The 13,039-nt window shown below is 34.2% G+C and carries 11 protein-coding genes; 9 read left to right on the forward strand and 2 right to left on the reverse strand.

All coding sequences use genetic code 11. The features are described from left to right. The first annotated feature begins 17 nt into the window (after positions 1 to 17). From uvrC to B6A10_RS01260, 8 genes are all read left to right on the forward strand, one after another. Positions 18 to 1,817 (forward strand): excinuclease ABC subunit UvrC, encoded by a 1,800-nt coding sequence (gene uvrC, locus B6A10_RS01225; RefSeq protein ID WP_188219396.1) that lies wholly within the window; start codon positions 18 to 20, stop codon positions 1,815 to 1,817. Between the two features lie 42 nt (positions 1,818 to 1,859). Continuing rightward, on the forward strand, positions 1,860 to 4,061 hold the full coding sequence (locus B6A10_RS01230; protein WP_238929348.1) for a patatin-like phospholipase family protein: 2,202 nt from the start codon (positions 1,860 to 1,862) through the stop codon (positions 4,059 to 4,061). A gap of 449 nt (positions 4,062 to 4,510) precedes the next feature. Further along, complete coding sequence (locus B6A10_RS01235; RefSeq protein WP_188219397.1) at positions 4,511 to 5,281, forward strand: DUF3108 domain-containing protein; 771 nt, start codon at positions 4,511 to 4,513, stop codon at positions 5,279 to 5,281. Beyond that, the gene (locus B6A10_RS01240) at positions 5,281 to 6,216 is read left to right on the forward strand and encodes a tryptophan 2,3-dioxygenase family protein (protein WP_188219398.1); all 936 of its coding nucleotides are present in this window, start codon (positions 5,281 to 5,283) and stop codon (positions 6,214 to 6,216) included. The genes B6A10_RS01235 and B6A10_RS01240 overlap by 1 nt, the downstream gene beginning before the upstream one ends. A gap of 38 nt (positions 6,217 to 6,254) precedes the next feature. After that, the gene (locus B6A10_RS01245) at positions 6,255 to 7,487 is read left to right on the forward strand and encodes a peptidoglycan DD-metalloendopeptidase family protein (protein WP_188219399.1); all 1,233 of its coding nucleotides are present in this window, start codon (positions 6,255 to 6,257) and stop codon (positions 7,485 to 7,487) included. 174 nt (positions 7,488 to 7,661) lie between these two features. After that, on the forward strand, positions 7,662 to 9,305 hold the full coding sequence (pgi, locus tag B6A10_RS01250; RefSeq protein ID WP_188219400.1) for a glucose-6-phosphate isomerase: 1,644 nt from the start codon (positions 7,662 to 7,664) through the stop codon (positions 9,303 to 9,305). 152 nt (positions 9,306 to 9,457) lie between these two features. Next, positions 9,458 to 9,883, forward strand: coding sequence for a hypothetical protein (locus tag B6A10_RS01255; protein WP_188219401.1), 426 nt, complete (start codon positions 9,458 to 9,460; stop codon positions 9,881 to 9,883). Positions 9,884 to 9,964: 81 nt separating this feature from the next. Next, the gene (locus B6A10_RS01260; protein WP_055091259.1) at positions 9,965 to 10,471 is read left to right on the forward strand and encodes a septal ring lytic transglycosylase RlpA family protein; all 507 of its coding nucleotides are present in this window, start codon (positions 9,965 to 9,967) and stop codon (positions 10,469 to 10,471) included. Here the strand turns inward: B6A10_RS01260 and B6A10_RS01265 are convergent, their stop codons facing one another. Beyond that, positions 10,472 to 10,939 (reverse strand): CYTH domain-containing protein, encoded by a 468-nt coding sequence (locus tag B6A10_RS01265; RefSeq protein ID WP_188219402.1) that lies wholly within the window; start codon positions 10,937 to 10,939, stop codon positions 10,472 to 10,474. A 109-nt stretch (positions 10,940 to 11,048) separates the two neighbouring features. Here B6A10_RS01265 and dinB point away from each other — a divergent pair, with 109 nt between their 5' ends. Next, positions 11,049 to 12,134, forward strand: coding sequence for a DNA polymerase IV (gene dinB, locus B6A10_RS01270; protein WP_055091260.1), 1,086 nt, complete (start codon positions 11,049 to 11,051; stop codon positions 12,132 to 12,134). A gap of 56 nt (positions 12,135 to 12,190) precedes the next feature. Here dinB and B6A10_RS01275 read toward each other — a convergent pair whose 3' ends face one another. After that, the gene (locus B6A10_RS01275) at positions 12,191 to 12,958 is read right to left on the reverse strand and encodes a Bax inhibitor-1/YccA family protein (protein ID WP_188219403.1); all 768 of its coding nucleotides are present in this window, start codon (positions 12,956 to 12,958) and stop codon (positions 12,191 to 12,193) included. Positions 12,959 to 13,039 lie beyond the last annotated feature (81 nt).

The following is a 13,039-nucleotide window of genomic DNA, read 5'->3' on the forward strand; positions in this document are numbered from 1 at the left end:
TTTGAAACTAAATTCTAATGCAAAAAACAGCTCTCGAACTTCAAATTCAAACTTTACCAGACAGTCCCGGTGTTTATCAGTATTACGATAAAGATGGCAAAATTTTATATGTGGGAAAGGCGAAGAATTTAAAAAAACGGGTTTCTTCTTATTTTAATAAAATTCATGATACAGCTAAAACGAATGTTTTGGTCAAAAAAATTGTGACTATCAAACACATTGTGGTTCCTACAGAAACTGATGCACTTTTGCTGGAAAATAATTTGATAAAAACCCTTCAGCCTCGTTACAATATCAATTTAAAAGACGACAAAAGTTATCCGTGGATTTGTATTAAGAAAGAACCTTTTTCGAGAATATTTTCAACCCGAAGAATGGTTAAAGACGGTTCGGAATATTTTGGACCTTATACCAGTTTTAAGACTGTAAATACTATTTTGGATTTAATTAAGGAATTGTATCCGTTGCGTACCTGTAATTTTGATTTGAGTGATGCGAATATTCAAAGCGGAAAATTTAAGGTTTGTCTCGAATACCATATTGGAAATTGCAAAGGTCCTTGTGAGGGTTATGAATCTTTAGAAGAATATCAAAAACAGGTGAATGCAATTCGCGAAATCTTAAAAGGAAATTTCAAAGAAAGTCTCAAAGATTTCCGAAAACTGATGATGGATTTGGCGCAGCAAATGCATTTTGAAGAAGCCCAAAAAATTAAAGAGAAGATTGAAGTTCTGGAGAATTATCAATCGCGTTCTACCATTGTAAATCCGAGAATTACCAATGTTGATGTTTTTTCTATTGTTTCGGATGAAAGTTCGGCTTATGTGAATTTTTTACAAATTTCACATGGCTCTATTATTCGTTCCCATACTTTAGAAATGAAAAAGAAATTGCAGGAATCGGATGAAGAGTTGTTAGAATTGGCTGTTGTGGAACTCAGAGAGCGATTTCAGTTGTTGTCTAAGGAAGTTATTGTGCCTTTTGTCGTGGATTTAGGCGAAAATATAAAAGTGACTGTGCCACAATTGGGAGATAAAAAACAAATTCTGAATTTGTCTGAAAGAAATGCTAAATTTTACCGAATAGAACAATTAAAGCAATTGCAAATCGTTGACCCTGATAGGCACGCCAATAGAATTATGGCGCAAATGAAGAAAGATTTGCGTTTGCCGGCTGAGCCGCGACATATTGAGTGTTTTGATAATTCTAATATTCAGGGAACTAACCCCGTTTCGGCCTGTGTAGTTTTTAAAGACGGAAAACCAAGCAAAAAAGATTACCGTCATTTTAATATCAAAACTGTCGAAGGACCGAATGATTTTGCTTCGATGGAAGAAGTAGTCTATCGTCGATACAAACGATTGTTGGACGAAAAGGAATCTTTGCCGCAACTAATTATTATTGACGGTGGAAAAGGGCAGTTGTCTTCGGCATTAAAAAGTCTGGATGATTTAGGGTTGCGCGGAAAAATAAGCATTATTGGTATTGCCAAACGATTAGAAGAATTGTTTTATCCGGATGATCCGGTGCCTTTATATTTGGATAAAAAATCGGAGACTTTAAAAGTAATTCAGCATTTGCGGAATGAAGCGCATCGTTTTGGGATTACGCATCATCGCGACAGAAGAAGCAAAGGAGCTTTGAATTCTTCGATAGAATCGATTCCCGGAATTGGAGAGAAAACCATGTTGGCGCTGATTCAGCATTTCAAAAGTGTTAAAAGATTGAAATTGGCTACAGAAAAAGAGATTTCGGAGGTGGTAGGAGTATCAAAAGCCAAAAAAATTACCGATTTTTACAAAAGCACAGCACAATGATAGAAGTAAAGATGTTTAATTTTTAAAACCGAATCTTGTTTTATGAAAAAATATATCCTTTTGTTACTTGTTTTTTTTAGTGGTTTAACTATGTTTTCCCAAAAAAAAGACAGACCTAAAATAGGTTTGGTTTTAAGTGGCGGTGGTGCAAAAGGATTTGCTCATATTGGAGTTCTTAAAGTAATTGAAGAGGCCGGAGTTAAGATTGATTATATTGGCGGAACCAGTATGGGTGCTGTTGTGGGTGGTTTGTATGCGGCAGGTTATAATGCTGCCCAGCTTGATTCTATTTTTAAAGAAACCGATTTTGATGAATTGTTGAGTGATTATATTCCGCGGCAAACGAAGAACTTTTATGAGAAACGCAATGATGAAGTTTATTCGTTGGTTTTGCCATTTAACAAATACAAAATTGGTATTCCGGATGCGCTTTCTAAAGGGTTGTATAATTTTAATTTGCTAAGCCGAATCACCAGAAATGTTCGCCATGTAAGAGATTTTAATAAACTTCCGATTCCTTTTTTGTGTATTGGCTCTGATATTGAAACAGGCGAGCAAGTGGTGTTGAACAAAGGGAATCTGGCCCAGGCGATGATTGCGAGTTCTGCTTTTCCGTCGTTGTTTTCTCCGGTTGAATACCAGGATCGCTTTTTGGTTGACGGCGGTGTGGTTAATAATTATCCGGTGGATGAAGTTAGAAAATTGGGAGCTGATATTATTATCGGTGTGGATGTTCAAAATGATTTACTGGACAGAAAAGAACTCAATGATGCTACTAAAATTTTGGTGCAAATAACCAACCTTCATTCTATTGATAAAATGAAGCAGAATATTTTAAAAACGGATATTTATATTCGTCCCGATGTGAGAGAATACGGGGTGATGTCTTTTGACAGCGGTGATGTAATTTTGAGCAGAGGTGAAGAAGCTGCTTTTTCGGTTTTTGAACGATTAAAACAATTAGGTGCTCAATCTAAAAATTATAAAAAACCAAAATTAGAGCAACAGTCGGATAGTTTGCAAATTGCTGCTATAAACTGCAACAAATTGAGAAATTATACCAAAGAATATATCTACGGAAAGTTGCGGTTTAAACCGGGAACCAAAATCAGTTACCGTCAATTGCAAACCGGAATTAATAATCTGAATGCAACGGAAAACTTTAGTGCCATCGATTATTCATTTGAGGATGAGAACGGAAAGGACGATTTGAATTTGGTATTAAAAGAAAATCCGATAAATAATTTTTTGAAATTTGGCTTGCATTATGATGGCTTGTATAAAAGTTCGGTTTTAATTAATCTAACGCATAAGAAAAACTTTTTTAAAAATGATGTAGCTTCGTTAGATGTGATTTTGGGAGATAATTTCAGGTATAATTTTGACTATTATATCGAAAACGGATACAATATCAGTTTGGGATTCAAATCTTTTTTAAATCAGTTTAATCGAAATGTAGAAGGGCAAATTAGTAATCTGAATTTTGAGGATTTAGGCATTCAGTCTCTTAATGTTGATTTGTTTGATTTGACAAATCAGTTGTATTTTCAAACCATGTTTGCCCAACGTTTCCTGATTGGTGGCGGTGTGGAATATAAATATTTGAATATTAATTCTAAAACGCTGGCGAATACCGATCCTAAAATTGATAAAAGTGATTATCTGAGTGTTTTTGGTCGCTTGAATTTTGATTCTATGGACGATAAATTTTTTCCAAAAAGAGGTTGGTCGTTTTCAGGAGATATTCATTCCTATTTGTATTCTTCCGATTATACAGGGGAATTCAGTCCTTTTTCAATTGCTAAGGCTGATTTTGGAGTGGCGTTTCAGTTGTTTAAGTCGGCTACGGTAAGATTTCAAACCGAAGCAGGATTTGCCATTGGAGGTAAGAGTGTGTCTTTCTTTAATTTCATTCTGGGAGGATTTGGGTATAATGTTTCTAATAATTTCAGCCATTTCTACGGCTATGATTTTCTGAGCATGGGCGGCAATAGTTACATTAAATCAACACTGACATTGGATTATGAAGTCTTCAAAAACAATCATCTTAATTTTACGGCAAATTATGCCAATATAGGTGAGGATATTTTTCAAACGGTTGATTGGGTTTCAATTCCGCAAATATCCGGCTATGCTTTAGGTTATGGTTTAGAAACAGCTATTGGGCCTATTGAGATAAAAAGAAGCTGGTCGCCGGAAACCGGAAAAAGTTATACCTGGTTTAGTGTTGGTTTTCCTTTTTAAATCCCGAAAACTATAAAATCATTATTTAACAAAGATTGAGAACGGTTGTTTTTAGTCAAATCTCAGGCGTTTTTTTAGTTAAAAAAAGCTTATAAGTGTAAAATCAACCGTTTTTTGAATTTTTGAGGTAAACCAAAAATTATGAGTTTAATTTTTTATCCTTGCTTTTTTTATGATATTCAAAAAAAAAGGCTAATCCTTCCGAATCTTGTTTTAAAATTTTGTTAAACTGAATTTTTGTTGTAGAAATCGCATTTTCTTGCCGTATCTTTGTCGTATCAAAACAAGAGGGGTGGTTTCCTTTTGGTTTATATAAATTTAATAATTTATAATTTTTTGGTTGGTTAATAGCATAAAAACTCAGTCATTAATTTGACTGGGTTTTTTTGTTTTGATATATTTGGAACAAATTTTGCCAATTAAATCAATAAAAAGAAATTTAGTAAATTATGAAAAAAATAATATTACTCTTGTTGTTGATTTTAACCGTAAGTTTTGATTCTCATTCTGACGATGCATTTGGTGTGGGCGAATGGTTTAAATTTCGAGTTCACTATGGTTTTGTAAATGCAGGTTATGCCACTCTGGAAGTTAAGGATGCTGTAATTAATCAAAAAAAAGTTTTTCACGTTGTAGGGAAAGGATATACTACGGGTTTGTCCCGTTTTTTTTTCAAAGTGGAAGATCTCTATGAAAGCTATATAGATAAAGATTCCGGTAATCCGTATCAATTTGTCCGAAAAATAAACGAAGGAGGTTATACCAAAAATCAGGAAGGTTTTTTTAATCAGTCAGCTAATAGAGTTACGGTAAAAGATTATAAAAAGAAAACTGAAAAAACCTTTGTTATTCCTGATAATACTCAGGATATATTATCTACTTTTTATTATCTGAGAAATTATCCTACGATTGACAAGATTAAACCCGGAGAATCTATTGAAATCGATATGTTTTTTGACGACGAAACCACAAAATTTAAGTTAAAGTTTATGGGTCGTGAAAATATATCAACTAAATTTGGAACCGTTCCAGCTATGATTTTTAGACCATTAGTACAATCGGGCAGGGTTTTTAAAGAACAGGAAAGTTTAACGGTTTGGGTTTCAGATGATGATAACAGGTTGCCATTGCGCATTAAAGCCGATTTGGCAGTGGGTTCACTAAAGGCCGATTTGGATGCTTTTAAAGGATTGAAGGCTCCTTTTAAAATAAAGAAATAATGAATATTAATGAGCATACAGCAGCTATTTTAAAAGAAATAGAGCAAAAGTACGAGTCTATTAATCAAAAGACAGAGACTCAGCTTGAAGGCTTGCTGTGGTCTAAACCAATAAATTATTGGGATTATATTCAAACGGATGCCTTATTAAATTTGCAGGTTCAAAGAACCGTTCTTCCTGATGAGATGGTTTTTATTGTTTATCATCAGATTAACGAATTGATATTCAAAATGATTCTTTGGGAGATGAATCAAATCTCTCATGCAGTCAATATTCAAGCCTATTTTTTTATCGACCGATTAGCGCGCATTAGCCGTTATTTTGATATGTTGACAACTTCTTTTTCTATTATGGAAAACGGAATGGATGTTAATCAGTATATGAAATTCAGAAATACGCTTACGCCGGCCAGCGGATTTCAAAGCGCGCAATATCGTTTGATTGAATTTTGTGCTACCGATTTGGTTAATTTAATAGATAGTCGTTTCAGAGCAACTTTTGATCATACTATTTCGAATGAAAATGCGTTTGAAATGCTGTATTGGCAGGCTGCCGGAAAAGAGCAGCAAACAGATGCGAAATCTTATACTTTAAGCTCTTTTGAAAAAAAATATAAGGCTGCTTTTTTGACTTATATGGAGGAGTATAAAACAATTAATATTTGGCAAAAATACAAACAGCTTCCTTTAGAAGATCAGGAATCTTTAAGTTTGAAAGAAGCGATGCGTCATTTAGATTATACTGTTAATATTAAATGGGTAATGCAGCATTTTAATGTTGCGGTTAAGTATATTGATCAAAGTGGTATGGGAGATGGCGAAGCAACCGGAGGAAGCGACTGGCGTAAATACATGCATCCGAAACATCAAAAAAGGATATTTTTTCCGGAACTTTGGTCTAAGGATGAAATTGAAAATTGGGGAAAGGAACAATAAAATAATAATTTAAGTAGAATTGAATAAATAGATTAAGTTTGAAATACGTTTTAACATTTATAATTGCATTAACTCTCGTCGTATCTTGTAAAAAATCAGATAAAGAAACGGAAAAAAAGAAACTGGTAAAGAAGGAAATTCCCCAAAAAGACAATTCGGATTTTGGGTTTAATTTTGCTGATTTTAATGTGATTCAGGATACCGTTAGAAAAGGAGATACTTTTGGAACAATTATAAGTAAACAAAACATTGGAGAACGTAAAATTTATGAAATTGTAAACAGTATTAAAGATACTTTTGATGTTCGTGTGATTCGTCCTAATAAGGCTTACACGATGTTGCGTTCTAAGGATAAAACCAATAAACTTCAGGTTTTTGTATATCAGCCAAATGATTTAACCTATTATATTTTTGATCTTCGGGATTCGGCGGTGGTGGCTCACAAAAAAGTCAGACCGGTTACTTTTAAAAGAAGATTAATTACCGGAGTTTTGAAAGGTTCTTTGTCGGAAACTTTATCAAATGCTGGTGTTGCGGCTAATTTAGCTAGTCAGATTACAAAAATTTATTCCTGGTCCATCGATTTCTTTAAGCTGAAAAAAGGAGATCGTTTTGGGATTGCTTTCAACGAGCGCTACATAAATGATACTATTTATAATGGAGTAAGCGATGTTGAAGCTGCTTTTTTTGAATACAGAGGCAAGATTATGTACGCTTTCCCATTTGTGCAGAATGAAGCATCGGGAAAAGTTGATTATTATGATGAGGAGGGTAAGACGATGAAAAATTTCTTCCTGAAATCGCCAATTAAGTTTAGTCGAATTACATCTAGATTTACTATGAACCGATACCATCCTGTTCAGCATAAATGGAAAGCGCATAAAGGGACTGATTATGCGGCTCCAACCGGAACTCCTATTATGACAACAGCCACCGGGGTTGTTGAGAGAACAGGTTATACTGCCGGAAACGGAAATTATGTTAAAGTAAAACACAATGGAACATACTCGACTCAGTATTTACACATGTCTAAAATTCTGGTAAGACGCGGACAACATGTCAATCAGGGGGATGTTATCGGAAGGGTAGGAAGTACCGGTTTAGCAACAGGGCCGCATGTGTGTTATCGTTTTTGGAAAAATGGAGTACAAGTGGATGCTTTAAGGTTAAAATTGCCTACAGGAACACCAATGGAAAGCAGGAATAAAGCAAGATTCTTAAAAACGATTGAGCCGCTAAAGAGAGAGTTGGACAGTATCGGTAATTTATAATGCGAATTAGTAATCACTGAAAATATAAAGGAGAAGTAATTGTTAGCAACTTACTTCTCTTTTTTTATCTAGAAACTGGTTGGTTTTTTAATTATATAGTGGGGATTTTTCCGGCTATTCGAACTAAATTCAGTATTTTTACGACCATCTAAAAACACTAAAAACAAATAATAAATGGCTTTAAGTACACTAAATCCAACGCTTACTGCTTCATGGAAGAAGCTTGAAAAACATTTTGAAGAATTGCAACATGTTTCCATGCAGGAAATGTTTAAACAGGATGCTTCAAGAGCAGAAAAATTCAGTATTCTGTGGAAGGATTTTTTAATTGATTATTCTAAAAACATTGTGAATCAGGAAACAATGAATTTGTTGCTTGAGTTGGCTAATGAAATGGGACTTAAGAACGGAATTCAGGATTATTTTGAAGGAGGAATAATTAATCAAACTGAAAACAGAGCGGTGCTTCATACGGCTTTGAGAGCCAAAGATTCGGCGGTGATTAATGTAAATGGTGTAAATGTTGTTCCGGAGGTATATGAGGTAAAAAATAAAATTAAAAATTTCACAAACGAAATTGTTTCGGGTAAAAAAACCGGATATACCGGGAAAGCCTTTACCGATGTGGTGAATATCGGAATTGGAGGTTCTGATTTAGGGCCGGCAATGGTGGTGGAAGCTTTGCAATATTACAAGAATCAGTTGAATGTTCATTTTGTTTCCAATGTTGACGGTGACCATGTGAATGAAGTAATTAAAAAATTAAATCCGGAAACAACGCTATTTGTTATTGTTTCCAAAACCTTTACAACTCAGGAAACTTTAACCAATTCAGAAACGATTAGAAAATGGTTTTTACAATCGGCTACTCAGGAAGATGTAGCAAAACATTTTGTGGCGGTTTCGACCAATTTGCAAAAAGTGACTGAATTTGGAATCAATCCGGACAATGTATTCCCAATGTGGGACTGGGTTGGTGGTCGTTTTTCACTTTGGAGTGCGGTAGGTTTGTCAATCAGTTTGGCGGTTGGTTTTGAAAATTTTGAAGCTTTGTTGAACGGAGCAAATGAAATGGATGAACATTTTAAAACAGCTGATTTTGATCAAAATATTCCGGTTGTTTTGGCTTTGTTGAGTGTTTGGTATAATAATTTCTTTGATGCCGAAAGTGAAGCTTTGATTCCATATACGCAGTATTTGCAAAAATTAGCACCTTATTTACAACAGGGAACTATGGAAAGTAACGGAAAAAGTGTAGGTCGCGATGGTAAGACTGTGGATTATCAAACGGGAACTATTATTTGGGGTGAACCGGGAACTAATGCACAACATGCTTTCTTTCAATTGATTCATCAGGGAACTAAATTAATTCCAACCGATTTTATAGGTTATGTTCAGCCTTTGTATGGGGACAATAACCACCATGATAAATTAATGTCTAACTTTTTTGCTCAAACCGAAGCGTTGTTAAACGGGAAAGACGAGAGCAAAGTACAGGCAGAATTTGATAAACAGGGATTATCGGCTGAAGCGGCACAGTTTTTATTACCGTTTAAAGTATTTGCAGGAAACAAACCAACAAATACATTTTTGATTCAAAAATTAACTCCGAAGTCTTTAGGTTCATTGATTTCCTTATACGAACACAAGATTTTTGTTCAGGGATTCATTTGGAACATTTTTAGTTATGATCAATGGGGAGTAGAATTAGGAAAGCAATTGGCTAATTCTATCCTGGACGAAATTAATGCGAATGAAGTTAAAAATCATGATAGCTCAACTGCTTCATTATTAAGTCATTTTTTAAGAAATAAATAACATTTTGCTGGTTTTTGCTTAAATGTTTGATTATCAGTTCTTATTTTAAAAAGTACTGATTTTAAATGACAAAACCCCGATTTGCTTTTAGTAATACGGGGTTTTTTTTATGCCTTTTTTGTTTATATTTGTTAAAAAAAAATATCAAAAATATGGACGTATTTATTCAAAAGTTTCATTCGGGTTGGGCTTATATAGCACTTGTATTGTTAGTAATTGCGGTAGTAAACGCTTTTATAGGTTTTACAGCTAAAAAAGAGTTTACAGCCAAAGACAGAAAGATTGCGATTTTTGGATTAATTGGAACTCATACACAATTGTTAATTGGATTGGTATTGTATTTTGTTTCTCCGCTTGGGTTTACTTCTTTAGGGCAAATGTCAGACAAAATGTTACGTTTAACTTCATTAGAGCATCCTTTAATTAACATCATTGCTATTACGTTGATTACAATTGGATGGTCTAAACATAAAAAATTAACCACAAGCGAGTCTAAATTTAAAACATTTACTATTTTTTACGGTTTAGGATTAGTACTTATACTAAGTAGAATTCCTTGGTCGTTATGGTTTCAATAAAAACTTAGAAAAGTCCTTTTTAGGACTTTTTTTATCGAGGTATGGTTTTTGTTTTAAATAGATTTGAACTAAAAAGTTAATATGAAAAAAATAACAACACTACTTTTTTTATTTGCTGCGGTTGTTTTTGCTAACGCTCAAAGTGCTAAAACTTCCGAACAAAAGGTAAATAATCAACAAGTTGCCGGTCCGGAAGAAGATAATGTTCCGAGAAAACTTCCTTTTACAGTTGATAAAAAAGGTGTCGTAACCGATACTCTTTTTGGTGAAGCAATCGGGAAATTGAAAGTGTATAAAAAAAGTGTGCATGCTTCTTATTATGCCGATAAATTTAATGGAAAACGCACTGCAAGCGGATTGAAATTCAGCAATAGAGATTATACTGCGGCTCATAAAAAATTTCCTTTTGGAACTAAGCTGAAAATAACCAATGAAGCAAATGGGAAATCTGTATTTGTAGAAGTGATTGACAGAGGTCCTTTTGTTAGATCCAGAGAAATAGACCTGACTAAGAGAGCATTTATGGAAATTGCATCAAATAAAGGAGCCGGTTCTATTATCGTAACTATCGAAGAAGTTATAAAATAACTACCAGTTTTTAAAAGGATTTTTGCTTAAATACGAATTGTAATACCGTTTATCGTTGGTTACTTCTTCTCCCAACCAATCGGGTTTTTCAAACGATTCTGTTTCTGATTGAAGTTCGATTTCGGCCATTTCTAATCCTTCATTTTTTCCGTGAAATTCGTCCACTTCATAAATGTTGTTAGCTATTTTTACTTCATAACGTGTTTTGTCGATAACTCCTGTTTCGCAAAGCAACAATAAATTTTGGGCATCTTCCACGGGAATTTCTTTTTCCCATTCAAAACGCGACATGCCGGAGGCATTGGAGTTGCCTTTTATGGTAATATAAGCTTTATTGTCTTTTATTCGGATGCGAACAGTGCGTTCCGGATTTGAATTCAAATAACCCTGTTTAATGCGTTTTTGTGTAAAAGCTTCGTTTTTATAAGCGTCTGATTTGACTAAAAATTTTCGTTCTATTTCCAGCATTTTATAAATAAGTTTAAAAGGTGTTTTTTACGGCTTTTTGATGTTCAAAAGTATCAAATATTTTGAGTTTATTGATTTCATTTTGAAAAATTGAGCCTAATTTTGTTGTATGTCCGAAATGAATCCGAATAGAAAAATCATACACATCGATATGGATGCTTTTTTTGCTTCTGTGGAGCAAATGGATAATCCTGAACTTCGGGGAAAACCTATTGCGGTTGGTGGTGCCGAAAATCGGGGTGTGGTGGCAGCGGCCAGTTATGAGGCTCGAAAATTTGGTGTTCGTTCGGCTATGAGCGGGATTTTGGCTAAGAGAAATTGTCCTGACATTATATTTGTTCGTCCGCGTTTTGAACGATACAAGGAAATTTCGAATCAAATTCATAAAATTTTTCGTGATTACACTGACTTGATTGAACCGCTTTCTCTGGATGAGGCTTATTTGGATGTGACCCAAAACAAAAAAGGAAATCCAAGTGCCAGTTTGTTAGCGCAGGAAATTCGAAATCGTATTTATAATGAAGTGGGATTAACGGCTTCAGCGGGGATTTCGATTAATAAATTTGTGGCTAAAATTGCCAGTGATTATAATAAACCTAATGGCCAAAAAACGGTTACTCCGGAAGAAGTAATTCCGTTTTTGGAAGTTTTGCCAATTCGGAAGTTTTACGGAGTTGGTAAAGTCACGACCGAAAAAATGTATCAGTTGGGTATTTTTTCCGGATTGGAACTGAAAAGTAAATCTTTAGAATTCTTAGAAAAACACTTTGGTAAGTCAGGAAGTTATTACTACAATGTAGTGCGCGGTATTCATAATAGTGAGGTAAAACCCAGTCGCATTGCAAAATCGGTGGCTGCCGAACATACTTTTGAAGTAAATCTTTCTTCGGAAGTTTTTATGTTGGAACAATTGGAACTGATTGCGAATAGTTTGGAGCGCAGACTTAAAAAGCATAAAGTTTCCGGAAAAACAGTGACTTTAAAAATTAAGTATAGCGATTTTACACAGCAAACCCGAAGTAAAACTTTGCCTTATTTTATCGCTGATAAAGGTTTGATTCTGGAAACGGTTAAAGAACTATTATATCAGGAGCGCATGAAAGATTCCGTTCGTTTACTCGGGATTTCGATGAGTAATTTAAATACTGAAGTAAAAAAAGCAGTGGTAGCAGTGCAATTAAAATTTGACTTTTAAATAAAAAGAAACCCTTCTTTGTGAGAAGGGTTAGTATTGAATATTTTGTTACGAAATTAATCTCTGCTGGATAATTTGGAAAGTAATCTTAGGAATTCAACATAAAGCCAAACCAGGGTAATCATTAGTCCCATAGCGCCAAACCATTCCATGTATTTTGGCATTCTTTTTTGAACACCTTGCTCAATTTGGTCAAAGTCTAAAAATAAGTTCAGAGCTGCAATTACAATTACAAAAACACTGATACCAATACTCCATAAGGAATTTCCATAATGTACAGGCTGGAAGCTTGTGAATAATGAAAACAACCAGGAAATTAAATAATAAGTAGCAATCGCTAAGGTTGCGGCTAATACAATCGATTTAAATTGTTCGGTAACTTTTACAATTTGATATTTGTATAATCCTAAACAAACGGCAAAAGTTACAAAAGTAGCTCCAACAGCCTGAATAACAATTCCAGGATATTGAACTTCAAATATGGCTGAAATTCCTCCGATAAACAAGCCTTCAAAAAGAGCGTAACCCGGAGCAAGATATGATGAATACTGGGGTTTGAAAGAGGAAATAACTACCAGAATTAGTCCGATTATTGCTCCTCCTATTGCGGGAATAATAGGGTTCATTCCATTAAAAGTTAACCACCAAATTACCATTGCCGATGCTGTAAGTAATAAGAATAGTAAAATAGTTTTGTTGATGGTTCCCGAAAGTGTCATTTCTTGTTCTAAACCAATTACAGTTGCTTCGTGTACTTGTTCGGCTCTCGAAGTTGGCGAAAAGCTTTTATTGTTTAAAAAAGGATTTTTAGATTTAAAATTCATAATACATTCATTTTATGTTAGTCAAATATAAATTTTATTTTGCATTTGAATGTTTAAATAGTCTTAAAATTTTCGAAGGAT

Origin of the sequence: Flavobacterium pokkalii (assembly GCF_014596575.1) — a bacterium.
Taxonomy (GTDB): Bacteria; Bacteroidota; Bacteroidia; order Flavobacteriales; family Flavobacteriaceae; genus Flavobacterium; species Flavobacterium pokkalii.

Coding starts and splice junctions, on each gene's coding strand:
- B6A10_RS01235 (WP_188219397.1), top strand. CDS start 4,511: ATGAAAAAAATAATATTACTCTTGTTGTTGATTTTAACCGTAAGTTTT.
- pgi (WP_188219400.1), top strand. CDS start 7,662: ATGGCTTTAAGTACACTAAATCCAACGCTTACTGCTTCATGGAAGAAG.
- B6A10_RS01255 (WP_188219401.1), top strand. CDS start 9,458: ATGGACGTATTTATTCAAAAGTTTCATTCGGGTTGGGCTTATATAGCA.
- B6A10_RS01240 (WP_188219398.1), top strand. CDS start 5,281: ATGAATATTAATGAGCATACAGCAGCTATTTTAAAAGAAATAGAGCAA.
- B6A10_RS01260 (WP_055091259.1), top strand. CDS start 9,965: ATGAAAAAAATAACAACACTACTTTTTTTATTTGCTGCGGTTGTTTTT.
- B6A10_RS01265 (WP_188219402.1), bottom strand. CDS start 10,939: ATGCTGGAAATAGAACGAAAATTTTTAGTCAAATCAGACGCTTATAAA.
- uvrC (WP_188219396.1), top strand. CDS start 18: ATGCAAAAAACAGCTCTCGAACTTCAAATTCAAACTTTACCAGACAGT.
- B6A10_RS01275 (WP_188219403.1), bottom strand. CDS start 12,958: ATGAATTTTAAATCTAAAAATCCTTTTTTAAACAATAAAAGCTTTTCG.
- dinB (WP_055091260.1), top strand. CDS start 11,049: ATGTCCGAAATGAATCCGAATAGAAAAATCATACACATCGATATGGAT.
- B6A10_RS01230 (WP_238929348.1), top strand. CDS start 1,860: ATGAAAAAATATATCCTTTTGTTACTTGTTTTTTTTAGTGGTTTAACT.